Source organism: Streptomyces sp. NPDC051018, assembly GCF_044456085.1.
Taxonomy (GTDB): domain Bacteria; phylum Actinomycetota; class Actinomycetes; order Streptomycetales; family Streptomycetaceae; genus Streptomyces.
In genome coordinates this window covers 258,924-275,793 of sequence record NZ_JBITFN010000012.1, presented here as the reverse complement: position 1 = coordinate 275,793, position 16,870 = coordinate 258,924, and the positions used below count along the sequence as shown (strand labels likewise).

Annotated in this window: 13 protein-coding genes and 2 pseudogenes; 11 read left to right on the top strand and 4 right to left on the bottom strand. The window is 68.9% G+C overall.

Annotation, left to right across the window (positions count from 1 at the left end; all coding sequences use genetic code 11):
- The 6 genes and pseudogenes from ACIBCM_RS22280 to ACIBCM_RS22255 all read left to right on the top strand — a co-directional run.
- Window positions 1–84 (top strand): annotated as a pseudogene (locus ACIBCM_RS22280) (transposase); the annotation flags it as partial.
- Between the two features lie 707 nt (window positions 85–791).
- A complete protein-coding gene (locus ACIBCM_RS22275; protein ID WP_399245732.1) occupies window positions 792–1,448 on the top strand; it encodes a hypothetical protein in 657 nt (218 codons plus the stop codon).
- 2 nt (window positions 1,449–1,450) lie between these two features.
- Window positions 1,451–6,214: a putative T7SS-secreted protein gene (locus ACIBCM_RS22270; protein ID WP_399245731.1), complete on the top strand. Its 4,764-nt coding sequence runs from the start codon at window positions 1,451–1,453 to the stop codon at window positions 6,212–6,214.
- A 7-nt stretch (window positions 6,215–6,221) separates the two neighbouring features.
- Complete coding sequence (locus tag ACIBCM_RS22265; protein ID WP_399245729.1) at window positions 6,222–6,998, top strand: hypothetical protein; 777 nt, start codon at window positions 6,222–6,224, stop codon at window positions 6,996–6,998.
- 208 nt (window positions 6,999–7,206) lie between these two features.
- Window positions 7,207–7,426 (top strand): annotated as a pseudogene (locus ACIBCM_RS22260) (Scr1 family TA system antitoxin-like transcriptional regulator); the annotation flags it as partial.
- A gap of 373 nt (window positions 7,427–7,799) precedes the next feature.
- Entirely contained in the window at window positions 7,800–8,522 is a 723-nt protein-coding gene (locus ACIBCM_RS22255; protein ID WP_399245727.1) for a dienelactone hydrolase family protein, read from the top strand.
- 426 nt (window positions 8,523–8,948) lie between these two features.
- On the opposite strand, the gene ACIBCM_RS22250 is transcribed toward ACIBCM_RS22255, so the two are convergent.
- Complete coding sequence (locus ACIBCM_RS22250; protein ID WP_399245725.1) at window positions 8,949–9,194, bottom strand: hypothetical protein; 246 nt, start codon at window positions 9,192–9,194, stop codon at window positions 8,949–8,951.
- Between the two features lie 194 nt (window positions 9,195–9,388).
- Here ACIBCM_RS22250 and ACIBCM_RS22245 point away from each other — a divergent pair, with 194 nt between their 5' ends.
- On the top strand, window positions 9,389–9,931 hold the full coding sequence (locus ACIBCM_RS22245; RefSeq protein ID WP_399245723.1) for a hypothetical protein: 543 nt from the start codon (window positions 9,389–9,391) through the stop codon (window positions 9,929–9,931).
- Between the two features lie 300 nt (window positions 9,932–10,231).
- Entirely contained in the window at window positions 10,232–11,041 is an 810-nt protein-coding gene (locus ACIBCM_RS22240) for a hypothetical protein (RefSeq protein ID WP_399245721.1), read from the top strand.
- Between the two features lie 109 nt (window positions 11,042–11,150).
- Here the strand turns inward: ACIBCM_RS22240 and ACIBCM_RS22235 are convergent, their stop codons facing one another.
- On the bottom strand, window positions 11,151–11,699 hold the full coding sequence (locus tag ACIBCM_RS22235; RefSeq protein ID WP_399245719.1) for a dihydrofolate reductase family protein: 549 nt from the start codon (window positions 11,697–11,699) through the stop codon (window positions 11,151–11,153).
- 559 nt (window positions 11,700–12,258) lie between these two features.
- Between ACIBCM_RS22235 and ACIBCM_RS22230 the strand changes: the two genes are divergently transcribed.
- Entirely contained in the window at window positions 12,259–12,513 is a 255-nt protein-coding gene (locus tag ACIBCM_RS22230; protein ID WP_399245717.1) for a type II toxin-antitoxin system VapB family antitoxin, read from the top strand.
- Window positions 12,513–12,932 (top strand): PIN domain nuclease, encoded by a 420-nt coding sequence (locus ACIBCM_RS22225; RefSeq protein ID WP_399245714.1) that lies wholly within the window; start codon window positions 12,513–12,515, stop codon window positions 12,930–12,932. Before ACIBCM_RS22230 ends, ACIBCM_RS22225 begins: the two co-directional genes overlap by 1 nt.
- A gap of 787 nt (window positions 12,933–13,719) precedes the next feature.
- Here ACIBCM_RS22225 and ACIBCM_RS22220 read toward each other — a convergent pair.
- Window positions 13,720–13,866, bottom strand: a complete 147-nt coding sequence (locus tag ACIBCM_RS22220) for a hypothetical protein (protein WP_399245712.1) — start codon at window positions 13,864–13,866, stop codon at window positions 13,720–13,722.
- A gap of 199 nt (window positions 13,867–14,065) precedes the next feature.
- On the opposite strand from ACIBCM_RS22220, the gene ACIBCM_RS22215 reads away from it, so the two are divergent.
- Entirely contained in the window at window positions 14,066–15,502 is a 1,437-nt protein-coding gene (locus ACIBCM_RS22215) for a DNA phosphorothioation-associated putative methyltransferase (protein WP_399245710.1), read from the top strand.
- Between the two features lie 13 nt (window positions 15,503–15,515).
- On the opposite strand, the gene dndA is transcribed toward ACIBCM_RS22215, so the two are convergent.
- Window positions 15,516–16,688, bottom strand: coding sequence for a cysteine desulfurase DndA (gene dndA / locus ACIBCM_RS22210; protein WP_399245708.1), 1,173 nt, complete (start codon window positions 16,686–16,688; stop codon window positions 15,516–15,518).
- Window positions 16,689–16,870 lie beyond the last annotated feature (182 nt).

Genomic DNA, 16,870 nt, shown 5'->3' with positions numbered 1-16,870 from the left:
ATCCGCCGCTACATCATCTGGCGAAACCGCCATGCCGACGACCGACACCTACGCGCCGTCGTCGACAGGGCAAACATTGCCTGACGCGGCACTAGAACGCTCAGCACACGCCAGAACGCTCGGCACGCCCGTGGACCTCGCGATGGCGGGACATCCCAGGGCCGGCACCACACGCTCGGCACCGGCGAACCGGATCACGTCCCCGACGGTCTCGGCGACGGGGGCGGTCCCGGCCCGGGTCCGGGTCTGCCACCCGTACCGCTGCCCCACAGGCGGCGGACGGACCCGGGCTCGGCATGGGTCCGACGCGCGTCCGCCGACCCTCGGCGTACGCAGCACTGATCGTCATCGGCGTGGGAGCACGGCACCCGGAGCCATCAGCGCGTCCCGCCTCGGGGGACGCTCGGGGGACAGGCCCCGGCCGACGATTCCGGTGCCCTGAAGCCGGCCGGCACCGAACGGACTTCTACGAGAACCGACCCCGTCACACCGCGCGTCATTGTCCACGGTGCCATCAGTCACCGACGACGGGGGAGGGGCCGTGGAGCAGGCAGGGACAGCGCTCGCCGAGCGAATCGCCGAACGGGGAAGGGGAGTCGACGGCGCTCGTGCGACGCGGCGCTGCCGGGCGCGCGCGTCGTCGAAGAGGTCGTTCCGTCCCTGGACGAGCCCCCCGGGGCCCGCCGCCGGTATCGCCGCCGCAGGCGGATCGATGTCCTTCCCGCCGGTTGCCGACGCCGTTGCGGACGGCGCCGCCGTCGGCTCCGGTGACGCCGGGAGGGGGCGCGGCCATGGGCGGTGACGGGTCCGACCTCCAGTTCGACAAGGCGTCTGTCGCGAAGTTCACCAAGGGCGTGGGCGCGACCATCGACCAGCTCGGTGAACTCGGCGGCGCCACCGGCTCGGTGATGGGCAAAGGCTTCTCGGAACTGTCGATGAACGGCATGAGGACCGGGCACCACGGCCTGTCGGTCGACTTCGAGGACTTCTGCGAGCGCTGGGAGTGGGGTGTGCGAGCCCTGGTGAGCGACGCCAGTGCGATCGCGAACCGCCTCGGCCTGGCGGCGGGCACCCAATGGGAGCACGACCAGTACGTCGAGGGCGCGCTGAAGGTGGGTGCCAACTCCGTGATGGGCGGCAACCCGCACGCCACCGAGGAGGAGATCGCCCGGCAGGACTGGGGCGATGTGTTCACGCCGGACCACCTGAACCCGGACTGGAGCGCCGGCTCATGGGAGCGGGCAGGTCAGGAGATGGGGCAGACGTGGAAGGACACCGGCCGCACCGTCCTCACCGAGGGCCGGGGCGGCGCGCAGTCGGAGGTACTCAAGGACACGCTCGGCATCTCCGACGACCGGTGGAACCAGGCGCTGGACGACACCTACGGCCCCTCGCCGGAGGAACGCGCCCGACAGGCGCCGCAGCAGGGTGAGTCCGGGGGGAACTGACCATGGGTATCGGCGACTTCATCAGTGACATCACACCCGACTCGATCGAGAACGCGGTCGAGGACGGCGTCGAATGGGTCGGTGACCGGGTCGAGGACGCCGGGGACTGGACCGCCGACCGGCTGGACGACGTCGGCTGGGAGTCCGGCGCGGACTGGGTGCGCGAGCAGTCCCGTTCGGTCGCCGACCGGATGGGCGCCGAGGTCGACGAGATGGACCTCGGGCAGACCGAGGACAAGACCAAGCTGGTCTACGGCAGCCCGGACGAGATCCGCTCCACCGCCAAGAGGCTCCGGGCCTTCCAGACGGCCTTCGACGACGCCGGCGGCGGCCTCAAGGGCCTCGACTCCTCCCAGCTCAAGGGGGAGGCGGCCGAGGCGCTGCGTACCGCCGTGCGCACCCAGCCGCCCAAGTGGTTCACCGGTGCCGACGCCTGCGAGAAGGCGGCCGCCGCGCTGGAGGGGTTCGCCGGCACGGTCACCTGGGCACAGGGACAGGCGCAGACGGCGATCAACAAGTGGAAGGAGGGCGTCAAGGCCTCCACGGACGCCGCCGACGCGCACCGCAGGAAGATCGACGACTACAACAGCGCGGTCGACCGCTACAACGCGCAACCCGCCGGCGAGCGCAATCCGTCCACACTCCCGCCCCGCCCCGCCGCGACGTTCGCCGACCCCGGCAAGCAGCTGATGCAGAACGCCCAGGAGATCCTCGCCGAGGCCCGCAAACAGCGGAACACGGCCGCGGAGACCGCGCGCACCGCGGTCCGCGCCGCCCGCGACAAAGCTCCGGAGAAGCCGTCGTACACCGAGCAGTTGGGCGACGGGTTCCGGGAACTGCATATCATGCGGGACCACGTCGGCAGCGGCATCATCAAGGGCACCGCCGGGCTCCTGAATTTCGTCCGCCAGGTCAACCCCCTGGACTGGTACAACATCACGCACCCGGCCGAGTACGCCACGTCCGTCAACAGCCTGGCCGCAGGGCTGGTGGTCGCCGTCAACGACCCCGTCGGCACCGGCAAGCAGATGATCGGCGACTTCATGAAGGACCCGTACGAGGGCTTCGGCCGTCTGCTGCCCGACGCCGCGCTGACCGTGGCCACCGGCGGTGGCGGCGCCGCCGTGAAGGGCGTACGCATCGCCGCGGACATGGCCGACGCCTCGAAGGCCCGCAAGCTGGTCGACGACTCCCCGGACGGCGCCCACAACACCGTGGACGGCGACCGCGACGCGGGCGGCGACCCGGTGGACTTCGCCACGGGCCGGATGTTCCTGCCCCAGACCGACGTCGCACTGCCCGGCATCCTGCCGCTGGTCTTCACCCGCCGCACCGAGTCGGGTTGCGCGGTCGGCCGCTTCCTCGGTCCCGCCTGGACGTCCACCGTCGACGAGCGTCTGGAGATCGACGCCGTCGGCGTCGTCCATGTCACCGCCGAAGGGCTCCTCATCCCGTACCCGCACCCGGTGCCCGGCGTGCCCACCCGGCCGCAGACGGGCAGGGCCCGCACCCTGCTGGCCCGCGACACCGACGGCGACTACACGGTCACCGACCCCGACAGCGGCCTGACCTTCCGCTTCGCCGCCCCGTCCGGCAGCGGACCGGGCGGCGACGGCGACGCCTGGCTGTCCGGGATCACCGATCGCAACGGCCACTCCCTCACCGTCGACCGCACCGAGGACGGACTGCCGCTGGCCCTGGTCCACTCGGCGGGCCACCATATGAAGCTGTCCGTCGCCGACGGTCTGGTGACCGCCCTGTCCCTGGCCGGCGCGGGCGAGGGCGGCGCGGACCTGCCCCTGATGAGGTACGGCTACCAGGACGGCAACCTCACCTCCGTCACCAAGCCCTCCGGCGCCACCACCAGCTTCGTCTACGACGACCGCCGCCGTGTCATCGCCTGGATCGACTCCAACGGAAGCCGTTACGACTACGTCTACGACGACCGGGACCGCGTCGTGGCGGAGGGCGGCGAGGCCGGCCACGTCCAGATCGCCCTCGCCTACACCGACCCGGACCCCGAGACCGGCCACCACACCACCACGATCACCACCCCCGACGGGCACACGACCCGCCGTCTGTTCGGCCCCGGCTGCCGCCTGCTGGCCGTCACCGACCCACTCGGCCGCACCACCCGGTTCACCCACGATCCGCACGGCAACCTCATGACCCGCACCGACCCGCTGGGCCTCACCACCGCCTTCACCTACGACGAGGACCATCGGCTCGTCGCCGCCACCCGCCCCGACGGGAGCGAACTGCGCACCGTGCGCGGCCCGTTCGGCCTGCCGGTGGAGGTCTTCGGGGCCGATGGCACCCGTACGGTCCACGAGTTCGACGAACGCGGCAACCGCACGGCGGTCACCGACCAGGCCGGCACCACCACCCGCTACACCTACGACCGGGCCGGCCGGCTCACCTCCGTCACCGACGCCCTCGGGGCCACGACACGCGTGGTGTGCGACGCGGCTGGGCTGCCCGTGGAGGTGACCGACCCCGCGGGCGCGACGACCCGTACCGAGCGCGATGCCCTGGGCCGCCCGGTGCGCGTCACCGACCCGGTGGGAGGCGTCACCCATCTGGAGTGGGACGCGGACGGTCAGCTCGCACGCCGTACGGGCCCCGACGGCGCCACGGAGTCATGGACCTACGACGGCGAGGGCAACCGGCTCACCCACACCGACGCGTCCGGCGGCGTCTCCCGCTTCGAGTACACCCACTTCGACCTGCCGGCCGCCCGCACCCTGCCCGACGGCGCGCGCTACGAATTCGAGCACGACGCCGGACTGCGCCTCACCCGTGTCGTCAACCCGCAGGGTCTGACCTGGAGTTACGAGTACGACGCCGCGGGCAACACCGTTTCCGAGACCGACTTCGACGGCCGCACCCTCACCTACCGTGTGGACGCCGGGGACCGGCTCGCCGCCCGCACCGACGCGCTCGGCGGGACCGTCTCGTTCGAACGTGACCGGCTCGGCCAGGTGATCCGCAAGGACGTCGACGGCCGGGTGACGGCCTACGCCTACGACGGAGCCGGACGCCTGCTGGAGGCCACCGGACCGGACGGCGAACTCCGGTACCAGTACGACCGACGCGGACTCACCAAGACGGAACTGGTCGACGGCCGCCCCATCATGTACGCGTACGACGTCCTGGGCCGCCGTACACGCCGCACCACACCCACCGGTCATGTCACCTCCTACGCCTACGGTGCCGACGGACGGGCCCACCGCCTCACCACGGGCGGCCACCGCATCGACTTCACCCATGACGCCGCCGGACGCGAGCTCGCCCGCGTCTTCGGCGACGCGATCACCGTGACCTCCGCCTGGGACGAGGCCGGAAGACTCTCCGCGCAGCACCTCACCGCCGGAGGGCGCGCCGTCAACAGCCGCGTCTACTCCTACCGGGCCGATGGCCACCTGGCCTCCGTCGCGGACGGGCTGTCGGGCACCCGCGCCTTCGACCTCGACCGGGCGGGCCGGGTCACCGCCGTCCATGCCGAGGACTGGACGGAGCGGTACGCCTACGACGACGCGGGCAACCAGACGTCGGCGTCCTGGCCGTCCGGCCACCCCGGCAGTGAGACCACCGGACCGCGCGCCTACACCGGCACCACCATCACACGCGCCGGACGTGTCCGTTTCGAACACGACGCCCTCGGCCGGGTCACCCTGCGGCAGAAGACCCGTCTCTCCCGCAAGCCGGACACCTGGCGCTACACATGGGACACGGAGAACCGTCTCACCTCCGTGACCACCCCGGACGGGACCCGCTGGAGGTACCGCTACGACCCCTTGGGCCGCCGCAGCGCGAAACAGCGCCTGGCGGCCGACGGCACGAGCGTGGTGGAGGAGATCCGCTTCACCTGGGACGGCCTCACCCTGTGCGAACAGACCGGCCACCGGCCGGACTCCCCGGACACGGTCGCCCTCACCTGGGACCACCTGGACGTCGTCCCCCTGGCACAGACCGAGCGCATCCTCACCGCCGACGACCGCCAGAAGGAGATCGACCGCCGTTTCTTCGCCATCGCCACCGACCTCATCGGCACCCCCACCGAACTGATCGACGAGTCGGGTGACATCGCGTGGCGCTCCCGTTCCACCCTGTGGGGGACCACCGCCTGGGCCCGCGACAGCAGCACGTACACACCGCTGCGCTTCCCCGGCCAGTACTACGACCCGGAGACCGGTCTCCACTACAACCACTTCCGGCACTACGACCCGGAAACCGGCCGCTACACGTCCCCCGACCCCCTCGGCCTCGCTCCCGCGCCGAACCCCGTCGCCTACGTGGACAACCCGTACAGCGGGTGCGACCCGTACGGCCTCATGCCCAAGTACTCGAAGGAGGAGAAGGCCCAGAAACGGGTCGACAAGGTCCTCTCCGAGATCGCCGAGCGGGCGGGGAACGGTGAGTTCAAGAAGCATGCCGACTACCACGGGGACACAGGGCACGGCTTCACCGACGAACGGGTCCTGGAGATCCTGAAGAACCCTGATGCCGTGTACCAGTCACAGGGACAAGCAGGGAACTTCCTCTACCGGAAGGACAATGACATCGCCGTGGTCTACGGGCCCGGCTCCAAGCAGGGCCAGGCCATCACCGCCTACGGCGAGTCGGGCATCAAGGGTGACTCCGGCGCGAGGGCGCTCGGTGGCAGTCCGTCAGACCCTGGCAAGCCAGTCACCCACGAGGACATCGTGGAAGGCAGAATTCCTGGCAAGTTCGGCAACCTGGCCCCAGGAGTGCAGATCAGATGAGGCGTGAATGACCACGAACCTGTCGTTCGACGGCGACTGGCGTGCCACGGTGACGGGCGGCCCGCTCGCCCTCACTCCCCGCTTCGAAGGCGATTCCGTTCGCCTCGGTGACTACACGGACGTGAAGGAGCGTGAGCGCTTCGTCTTGGACACGTTCGGCAGCCAGCACTGGCTGTGGGACACACCTGACGTCCTCCGGTTCGACCCGGCCAGCCGGAAGCTGGTCGGGGCCGAACTCCAGATGCCGTACTCATCCGCGTACGGCGAGACCTCCGATCGCGTTCCCGTCCTGCCCGCAGTACGCCCGGGCGGACTCCGCGCGGACGAGGTCCGGGGCTTCCGGCACGAGATGTGCACGGTGTTGTGCCGCGCTCCGGAGGACGCGGTGCTGATCAGTCTGCGCGACCCGGAGGTCCTGGACGAGGAACTGGAGGCTCGCATCGGCATCGCTCCCGACGTCGCGCTCCTCGTCCAGCACGGCACCGTCGTCGGCTGGAGCCTCACCGACCCCGCGCGCTACCTGACCACCGCCTACGCCGCCCCGGACCCGAGCCCGCCGTCGCCGGCTACCCGCCGGCTGCTCACCGAGTGTCTGGACCTGCTCACCGAACCGGTGGTCGACGATCTGGTGGACGGTGAGCCGGCCGCCGTGGCCCGCCTCCGGGCCGCCGACGAGACCCTGCGCGCCCGGCACGAGGACCGCCACCGGGCGGATGCCCTGCTTCAGATGATCGCCACCTATGTGGAGGACTACACCGACGGTCCGACCGGGCAGAAGCCGTGAACCACCGGCTCCCGGTCCCCGCCGGGGCGCGTGTCCGGGACACGCCGGCCGACAGAGCGGACGGGGCCAGGGGCTCGCGGACGGCGTACCGGTCCTCGCCGGCGCGGACCGCCTGGCCGTCCGGCCCTCGCGTGGGACCGGCGCGGATGGAACTTGGTTCCGCTCCTCGATCGTCCCCTGGCACCGCCCGCCCGGAGAACCGCCGGGCATGGGCAACACGGGCGCGCTGCGGAGGGCAGCCGGGCACCTGACGAAAGGCGAACCGGGGCTGGCCGCCTGGTTCCGCCGACGGGCGAGGCCGGAGAGGGTGGCGGTGAGCCTCAGCACGTACGGGTGTCGGCTGGTGCCGGGGTTTGCAGTCGGAGGGGTACATCCGCGCGTGCTGTGAGAACGACATCCCCCCGCTGTCGGACGCCGACGTGGGGGCCGCTTCCGCTCCAGCCGGTTGTGGACATCGGCGTCCACATGGGCAGGTGAACGCCGCCTCCGCCGCAGCGGGACGAACGGTCGCGGGGCCAACTCACCGCGCAGACGCAGGACTTCCACTCGGGAAGCCGTGATGAGGCACCCTCCGGGCAGCTCTGCGTCGTTGCCCGGGCTCCGGGCGACCGGCCCCCGGCGCCCGGGCAGAAACCCGCTTGGCGGACCTCGGCCGCCACTGCTACTTTCTCGGAGGCCGTGCGGAAGAGTGAGGAGGTGGTACCCGTGAACGTATCGACATGGGTGCTCTCCTCCAGGGTCACGGTCGGGCTGTAGGTCGTCCGGGAGCGCCGTTCCAGCGCACTCCCGAAAGGCACGACCATGCGGTTCACTTCCGAGCAGCGCCTCGACGACGGCGTCCTCGAACGCGAATTCACCCTCGGCGAGATCCCCGGCACCCTGTGGACACCCGAGTCCGCCGGACCGGTCCCGCTGATCCTGATGGCCCACAACAACGGCCTGCCCAAGGGGGCGGACCGGCTGGTGGCACGGGCCCGGCACGGTGCGGCGTACGGCTACGCGGTGGCCACCATCGACGCTGCCGGGTGCGGTGACCGGCCCCTTTCCCCCGCCGATGAGCAGGCTCGCGCCGACCTCCGCCGCGCGATGCGGGCCGGCGAACCGGTCGACGAGATCCTTGAGTCCCTGGTCGGCTCCCTGGTCGAAAGGGCGGTCCCGGAATGGCGGATCACCCTGGACGCCCTCCTCACGCTGCCCGAGGTCGGCGGCCCGGTCGGGTACTCGGGGTGGACCGCCGTCGGCATCCGCCTCGCGGCGGTCGAGCCACGTATCGCGGCCGCCGGCTTCTTCGCCGGGGGTTACGTGCCCCACGCCCAGCGCGAGGAGGCCCGGCAGATCACCATTCCCCTGCTGTTCCTGCTGCAGTGGGACGACGAGGGGAACCCCCGGCAGAGGGCGCTGGACCTGTTCGACGCCTTCGGCAGCAAGGCGAAGACACTGCACGCCAACGTGGGCGGACACACCGGCACCCCGTGGTTCGAGGTGGAGGACGGCAACCGGTTCTTCGCCCGGCACCTGACGTGAGGCCGACCCGAGAGGCCGAGAACACCAGGTAAGCGAAACACCGCGGGCTCCTGCCGACCCGTCAGGGGCCCGCGGTCCCGAAGCCATGACCCGTTCGCCTTCCGGGGAGCAGGCACGCCGACACACCTCACCACGGCCGACGACCGCCAGGCCGCCCTCGCCCCGGGCCGTCGCGAGGTGGTCGTCCTCCGACACTCAACCACCCTCACCGAGTCCGGACGGCTCCTGCTCAAGACTGTCCGGTCCCACTGAGCCCGAGGCGCTCACCCGACCGGGACGGCTCCTGCTCAAGACTGTCCGGTCCCACTGAGCCCGAGGCGCTCACCCGACCACGTCCGGTCGTTCGCGGGCATGCTCAACAGGTTCGGCCGGTCCGGCTTCCGTCTCCTCCGCGAGCGCGTCCTGCTCCACTCGTGCAGCACATGGTCAGCCCTCGTCATCAAGGAGGCCGAAGCCTTCCGGGAACCCTTCCAGGAACTCCCGCCGTGCGGAGTCGGACTCGGCCTCGGCCATCGTCCTGAGCAGGTCGTTCCATTCGCTGCGCTGGTCGACCGACAGTTGGCCGACCAGGTGGCTGACACCCTCCAGGACCTTGACGGCGTCGTCCGGATCCATCTGCTCGTCTTCACTGCCCTCGATGAACCACAGGACATCGACCAGAGCCTCGGCCAAGGCATGAGTCAGAGACGCGTACACGGGCCTCACAGCGGACTCCCAGCAGGTCACGGCAGCAGATTCCGGCCATCCCACCACACACCACTGACATCACACCGGGTCAGCCCTCCACGGAGAGTGCGCCGGAACCGCTTCCTCGTGAACAAAACCAGGACCGAGGTCTGGTGTCGGGCGCTTCTAGACTCAGGTCCATGCCCCGGCGCGGCCTCGCCCAAGTGACCCATTCCATGGCCTCGTGCCCGGTCGGCTGGCTCGTGGCCGGTGACGGCTGGCGTGCCGTCGCGGTGTCCCTGCGGCGCCTGGGCTGCGACTGGCCCGCTCTCCGGGAACTCACCGCGTCGGCTTCACTTCCACCCGGGGTCGAGGACGACGTGGTCGCCCGTATCGCCGTCCAGGCACGCGAAGAAATGGGGGACGCGGCCACGCTGCCCTTCTGGGACACCGTCTGTGGGCTCGTCGCCCGTTCCTGGCGGCTCGGATCGGGCGACGCGATCGACGCGCTGTACCGTCTGGACGCGCTGTGGTTCACAGCCCGCGACTTCGACGCGTCCACGCGCGGGTCCACCAGCCGGGGCCTGCGCTTCATCGGAGAGGGTGTGGGGCTGAAAGAGAGCATCGCCCACGTCGACGTCACCCGCGATGCCATCACGCTACTGACGGAGGCGGACCGGCTCATCCCCGCCGACGTCCGTTGTGCCCAACTCTGCGAGAACCTGCTGGAAACCCTCGAGTGACAGCCCCGGTCGCACCGGAATCGGGAGCAGTCGGCACCAGAGATCCCCAAGCCGGCCGACTGGCTCTGTTCCCGGGAACGGGAAGGGGAACGGGCACCACTTCGACACTGGTGTGGAAGGCATCAGGCTCCCGGGGCCGGGACGGAGTGTCCACGATGGTTCGACAGCCTCTGCTTGCCTCGGGCCGGCTGAGGCGCGCTGTCGCCGTTCCTCCGGATCGCTCGCCGCAGCGCGCGTCTCTCTGCCCTGTTGATCACCTCGGTCCGGTACGGCCCCGAAGAGATAGCCTAAAGTGGTGGAATGACACCGCCTGCCGACCGGTCCGCCCAAGACCTCCTTGATGCGTACCTGGAGGCGCTCTGGACCGGACAAGAACTCCCGCTTCCCGAGGAGTTGGCCGGCCTTACCGCGGAAGACGAACACGAACTCGCCCACTGGGCCCTCGACCGGCTCCGGCAGATCCCTCGTGAGCCGGAGATCGACTTCGTCCGCCAGGTCGGCGGTCTGCTGCTGGATTTCCGCTCCCGTCGCAGTCCCTGGAACGCGGCGGCGCTGCGGCTGCTCGACGACACATACACCTTCGCGGCCACCGGCCCCCGGCTGCACGAGGACTGGGCGTACGACGTCCACGCCGTACTGCACCGGTCGGTCCCCGACCCCCGGGGCTGGCTCAGACTCGACTGCGACCGCACCAACGACGCCCGCTATACGGTGCCCGCGTACCCCTTCGATCCCCCTGACCCCTCCCGGCTCCCCGACCTCCTGTATCCCCTGGAGACGGGGGCGGCGGTCGCCGCACTCGCCGTCATGGCCGAGGAATGGCAGGCGGAACCCGCCCCCGTCCGCTCCCGCCCGGACCGGGACGCCGTGCTGGCGGATGCCCGGACCCTGCTCGACCGGTACGGTCCCACCGCGCGCTTCTGGACCAACGCGACCGCCGCCGCCGCCGACCCGGCCCATGACTTCCTCGAAGCGGGGCTCGCGGGCACGAAATCCCATGGCTTCCTCACCTCCGAGTACCTCAACGGCCTCGATCTCTTCGAGGACTTGGGCCTGATCGCGGTGGCCGATGCCGAGGTGGGCGTCTTCTGGTCGTTCGGGGCGTACTGACGACGTCCGGAGAAGACCCTCCGTCGACCGACAACCACCACCGCGGACACACCGCACTCGCAGGCAAACCACCCGCCAGCTGCGTCCCCAACCTCACAGGGCAATACAGCTAGCTCCTCGGCTCGTACCGCATCGCCACCGCGCCCGAGGCGAACTCCACCCGGCTCACGAGCCTCAGGTCGACATGCTTCGACAGCCCGGAGAACAACGTCGGCCCGTGGCCCGCGAGCCTGGGGTGAACCACGAACTCGTACTCGTCGATCAATCCCAGCTCGGTCAATGCCAGCGCGAGCTTCACGCCACCTACGAACAGCCCCTTACCCGACTCCGCCTTGAGCCGCCGAACGGCCTCGGCCAGATCCCCGCGCACGAGTTCCGCGTTCCAGTCGACCCGTTCCAGGGTGCTCGACACGACATACTTCTTCGCCGCGTCGATCGTCTGGGCGAAGGGTTCCGTCCAATCAGGCATCGCCCCCGCCGACATCGGCGGACGCCACGCCTCCTCCATCATTTCGTACGTCACCCGGCCGAAGAGAAGCGCATCGGCCTGCTTGAGGTTCCCGGCGTGGTGGCGATGCATCTCTTCGTCCGGAACGATGACGCGGTGATCGCAGCACCCGTCCAAGGTGACGTTGACGGAGTACCGAAGGGGCCGCATTACGCAAGAGTACCGGCGACGGGACAGACGGGCGCTGCGTCGCTTGAACAGCGATCTGTCACCGCGCGGGCGGGACGGCAGCCGCGGCCGGGGCCTTGGAGCCGACGGGGGAAAGCAAGCCCAGCTCAGAAGGCATCTGACCTGGGTCCCTGGTGAGCCGCCTTCGGGATTCGAACCCGAGACCTACGCATGACGAGAGACCAGGCGTTCGTGTTGCCCGGCACACCTCGCCGTGCTACATGGTGACGTTTCCCTGATCAGAGCACGTGCGACCGTTAACCCGTGCCACCCCGTGATGTGCTGCCCAAAGGCGTCTGTCTACCGGCTGCCCACCGGCAGGGCCACTGGGTCGACCGCCCCCATCGCTTCCGGCGAAACCCCCGACAGGGGCGGAGCCCGGCGTGAGGACTACTGCCCATTTCTCACAAGGGGCGACCGCGCGGCACGTCACCATGAACGCAGCCGCCATCCATGACGGAACCTACGATCGAAAAGATATCGATTATGTCCGATAACCGATATCGTTTTGTTGGAAGAAGTCCTTCGGAAGGATCACCACATGGCCAGAACCGTCATCGACCTCGATGAGTACATGGTCACCGAGGCCATGCGCATCTTCGGGACCAAAACCAAGGCCAAAGCCGTCCGCCTCGCCATGGAAGACGCCGTCAAGAGACACCTGCGGCAGGAGGGCTTCGATGCCATGGAGGCCGGCGAACTCGACTTCAGTGAGATCGTCGAGAACACCGGGCCACGTAACGCAGACGGCTCCCTCAAGCACAACGGCGACGGCGACGGAGACCGGGCCGCCTGATGCAGGATCGCTACCTGATCGACAAGTCCGCCCTCGCCCGCTGGACGAAGCCGAGCGTCAAGGAGGTGCTCAAGCCTCTACATGAGCGCTCCCTCCTCGCCGTATGCCAGCCCACCGAGTTCGAGATGGTCCACTCCGCCCGGGACAGCTCAGAAGCAACACGGATCAGCACCTGGCTCCACGCCTTCGACTACCTCCGCACCGATGACGACACCTTCACCCGCGCTCTCGAGATCCAGCGTCATGCCCTCAACTCAGGCTTCCACCGCGCTCTGTCCCTTCCCGATCTGCTGATCGCCGCCACAGCGGAACTAAACCGGAGAACGGTCCTCCACTACGACGGAGACTTCGACATGATCGCCTCCCTCACCGGCCAACCCACCGAATGGGTCGTCCCGCCCGGCAGTGCCGACCGATGAACATATCGGCCTTCCCCGCCTCCGATGATCTGCCGGTATCCCTGATCGAGCAGTCACTGGGGGGCTGGCAGCCGGCCTGCGTCAGCGCGTGGGGCGCCCTGTGCAGCCCTGGCTCTGCTCGGATCCCTGCAGGTTCTGGGCTGGCCCCGGCGGGGTGAACCTCGTCGAACTGACCCTCGCGGGCTTCTTCCGGATCTCCCGCACGCTGTGTGCGCCCCTTGCAACCCCATACCGCCAGTCACCCCAGCGGCATGACATCTCCATTCGGAATCGGCACCCGCGAGCCGCTCGCCGCCCTCGTCTGATCGCTTTCTGGCCCTGCCTGCGTCCGGAGTTCGGCGGCCACGCGACCGCGGAGGAGGAGGGCGAGCGCCGAAGACTGACGGAGTATCGAGTCCGACCACCCACTCGACGCCGGGTGATGAAGATCTGGTGGCAGCTCCAGCGGCTCACATGGCGGCACGGCTGCCAGGACGCGCGCACCTGCGGGGCCAAGCACCATCGCAAGGCGTGCCGGAAGACCTGTACGGCCCATTGGGTAGGCAACTGGAGATCAAAAAAGACCAGCGGCTTCCCGAGGGAAACCGCTGGTCACAAGGTGAGCCGCCTTCGGGATTCGAACCCGAGACCTACGCATTACGAGGGCCCACAAGATCGTGATCAGTAGTGCCAAACGGTGCCACCGAATCCTGTTCTCGCTGATCAGAGACCTGCAGCCTTGATCAGCATGACTCCAGGTCCGCTGTGGTGCCGCCCAGTCCGCTCACGCAGCGCTCACGCTTCAGACCTACGTCCGCACCCAGCAACTGAGCAACGCCCGGTTCTGCTGCCCCTGATGCTGGGTCGTGTCGAGGGACGCGGTGAGAACAGCGATGCCGTTCGCGCCAGCCGCCGAGCCGCGGGTGCGCAGCGTCGTCGCTGCCGAGGTAGTCACGCCCAGCTGCTCGGGCGGCGACTGGTCCTGGATGAGCGCGAGTGTCATCGTGGCAATGACGGTTCCGATACCCACCGCCTTGCCTGCCAGCCAGGCAAGTTCACCGATTGCACTGAGGGACGCGCTGGAAACCTCTTCGCCCGTACCGCCACCCTGCCTATGCTGCGACCCGCCCCCTTCCCAGACTGACGAGGCCGACATGCAGCAGTCATGGAACAGCGACCGCCGCCGCACCGCGATCGGTCGCTCCAGCCTCTCCGTGCCGGCGCGCCAGGCTCTGGCCGATCGCCAGCTCAACACGGACCGCACGATCCTCGACTACGGCTGCGGCCGAGGCGGCGACGTCGCCTCCCTCCAGCGCCTCGATTGCAAGATCACCGGTTGGGACCCCTACTACAACTCGAGCGCGCCGGTGGCCCCCTCCGACGTCGTCCTCCTCACCTACGTCCTGAACATCATCGAGGACCCCGTCGAGCGCCGGCAGACGCTCAAGGAGGCATGGAGGCTGACCACCTCCGTACTCATCGTCTCGGCTCGCCTCACCTGGGAGCGGTCCAAAGTCCGCGGCCAGGAGTACGGCGACGGCCTCCTCACCAGCCGGCAGACGTTCCAGCACCTCTTCAGCCCGGACGAGCTCCGGATCTACGTCGAGGAGGTCACAGAAACACGCTGCATATCGGCGGCCCCCGGCATCGTGTACGCCTTCAAGGACGACTCAGCCCGACTGGGCTACCTCGCACACCGCATCGTCCCCGACGCCGAGTGGCTCGCTTCAGCCGATACCACTTCCGCTATCGCCTCGCTGGTCGACTACGTCGAACGGCGTGGCCGCCCGCCCCGTGTCGACGAGATGCCCCGGCCGATGGCCGAACAGCTCGCCCACCTGAAACCCGGCGAACTTAGGCGCCTCATACGCGACTCCGCAGACGCCGGGAGGGTCTCCGAGGGCGCCAAGCGCACGACGCTGAACACGTTGCTGTTCCTCGCCGTCGAGCTCTTCAACGGCCGAGGTCCGTTCAGCAGCCTCCCCCTCGGCATCCAGCTCGACGTCCGTTCGTTCTTCACCTCGTACAAGGAAGCCTGCAGGCGCTCCGACCGTCTGCTCCTCAAGCTCCGGGACGACACCTATATCCGGGGCGCCATGAACGCATCCAGCGTCGGCAAGATCACCCCGACCGCGCTGTACGTGCACCGCCGGGCGATCGACCGGATGCCGACAGTCCTGCGCCTGTACGAGCACTGCGCCTCCGTCGCCGCCGGCCGCCCTCAGGAATGGACCATCGCCAAGCTGAAGCACCAGGGGCGAGCCATCAGCTGGCTCGACTACCCGGAATTCGACAAGGACCCACACCCGCGGATCACGTCCTCGTACCTCGTAGATCTCAAGACCCTCGAGACCTCGCACATGTCCTACGCGAACTCTGCCAACCGTCCTCTGCTCCACCGCAAGCACGAATTCCTGGCGCCCGACGACCCGGACGTTCCACGTTACCGCCGTCTGACCGAGTCCGAGCTACGCGCCGGCCTCTACGAGAATCCGCACCTGATCGGCACCGAGAATGGCTGGGAGGCCGAACTGATCAGGTGCGGTCGCATGCTTCGGGGACACCGGCTGGTCCAGCGCCCCGAAGACTGAGCAGCTCAAACCGTCAGAAGGCATCCGGTTGCATGTACGCGATCGTCTCCGCCAAGCCGTCCGGGTCGAAGTCCGAGACCTGCCCGGGAAACCACGAGAAGCGGAGGCCATTGGTGGCCACCTCCTCCGGGAGGCCCATTGCGGTCAGCACGTGGCTCGGCGTGTACGAGGCGCTGGTGCATGCGGAGCCGGTCGCCACGGCCACCTGGTCCTTGATCCGTACGATCAGGGCCTCGGCATTGAGCCCGTCGAAGGTCACATTGAGGATGTGCGGGACCGCGTGGTCGGCATCGCCGTTGATCTGGAAGCGGGTCTTCCCGAGCGCGGCGAGCAGCCGCTCCCGCATCTCCTTCGCGTCCCGTTCCCAACGCGACCGGTTCTCCTGGAAGACCTTGGATGCTTCGTACAGCCCCATGACCAGTGGCACGGGAAGCGTCCCGGGGCGCAGCTTTCGTTCCTGCCCGCCGCCAAACATGATCGGCTCCAGCGGCACCTTGTCCCAGCCGCGGCGCCGGGTCACCAGAGCGCCGATCCCCTTGGGTGCACCGATCTTGTGACCGCTGATGCTGGTCAAATCGATGGGCGCCTTCAGGTCCTCGGGAACCTTCGCGTACCCCTGCGCGGCATCGACGTGGAGAAAAGTCGGGGTCTTCTGGAGCTTCTCCGCCAGCTCGGCCACGGGCTGGATGACGCCTGTCTCATTGTTCACGTGCATTAGCGAGACGAGCAGGGTGTCTGGCCTCAGCTTCTCCAGCACGGCCTCCGTAGAAATCCGCCCCGAGGGACCGGGCTTCAGGAAATCGACCTCGAACCCCTGCTTCTCCTGCAGATGCAGCAGGGGCTCGATGACCGCCTTGTGCTCGATAGCGGAGGTGATGATGTGCTTCCGGGCGTGCTTCTCGCCGTACGGGGCCATGCCGAGCAGCGCGATGTTGTTGGACTCCGTCGCTCCACTGGTGAAGATGACCTCTTCGGTCCTCACACCAACTGTCCCGGCGAGGAACGTCCTTGCCTCCTGGACCGCTTTCTTTGCCCGGGCTCCGTACTCATGGGTGCGGCTGCCGGCGTTGCCGAAGTCCTCGGTCATCCAGTGGAGCACCACGTCAGCCACCCGCGGCTCCACACGGGTCGTCGCCGCCACATCGAGATACGCCACCACCGCGCTCACCCATCCCAGAGCAATCATCCCGTTACCGGGTACGTCAAACCGTTAACGTACACGCATGCTCGGCTGACGCACAGCGCAGCGCCTCAGAGTTGTCAACGCAGACATCGACGTACGCCTTCCCGGGCAGGAACGTCCTTCGCGCCAGCCGGGCGTAACCCCAGACATGCCGGTGTGTCTTACGTACGTGAAGATGACGTAAC

Excerpts from the sequence above, each read along its gene's own strand:
- ACIBCM_RS22270 (WP_399245731.1), top strand. The coding sequence starts at position 1,451 with ATGGGTATCGGCGACTTCATCAGTGACATCACACCCGACTCGATCGAG.
- ACIBCM_RS22255 (WP_399245727.1), top strand. The coding sequence starts at position 7,800 with ATGCGGTTCACTTCCGAGCAGCGCCTCGACGACGGCGTCCTCGAACGC.
- ACIBCM_RS22235 (WP_399245719.1), bottom strand. The coding sequence starts at position 11,699 with ATGCGGCCCCTTCGGTACTCCGTCAACGTCACCTTGGACGGGTGCTGC.
- ACIBCM_RS22225 (WP_399245714.1), top strand. The coding sequence starts at position 12,513 with ATGCAGGATCGCTACCTGATCGACAAGTCCGCCCTCGCCCGCTGGACG.
- ACIBCM_RS22245 (WP_399245723.1), top strand. The coding sequence starts at position 9,389 with ATGCCCCGGCGCGGCCTCGCCCAAGTGACCCATTCCATGGCCTCGTGC.
- ACIBCM_RS22240 (WP_399245721.1), top strand. The coding sequence starts at position 10,232 with ATGACACCGCCTGCCGACCGGTCCGCCCAAGACCTCCTTGATGCGTAC.
- ACIBCM_RS22230 (WP_399245717.1), top strand. The coding sequence starts at position 12,259 with ATGGCCAGAACCGTCATCGACCTCGATGAGTACATGGTCACCGAGGCC.
- ACIBCM_RS22275 (WP_399245732.1), top strand. The coding sequence starts at position 792 with ATGGGCGGTGACGGGTCCGACCTCCAGTTCGACAAGGCGTCTGTCGCG.
- ACIBCM_RS22265 (WP_399245729.1), top strand. The coding sequence starts at position 6,222 with ATGACCACGAACCTGTCGTTCGACGGCGACTGGCGTGCCACGGTGACG.
- dndA (WP_399245708.1), bottom strand. The coding sequence starts at position 16,688 with ATGATTGCTCTGGGATGGGTGAGCGCGGTGGTGGCGTATCTCGATGTG.
- ACIBCM_RS22215 (WP_399245710.1), top strand. The coding sequence starts at position 14,066 with ATGCAGCAGTCATGGAACAGCGACCGCCGCCGCACCGCGATCGGTCGC.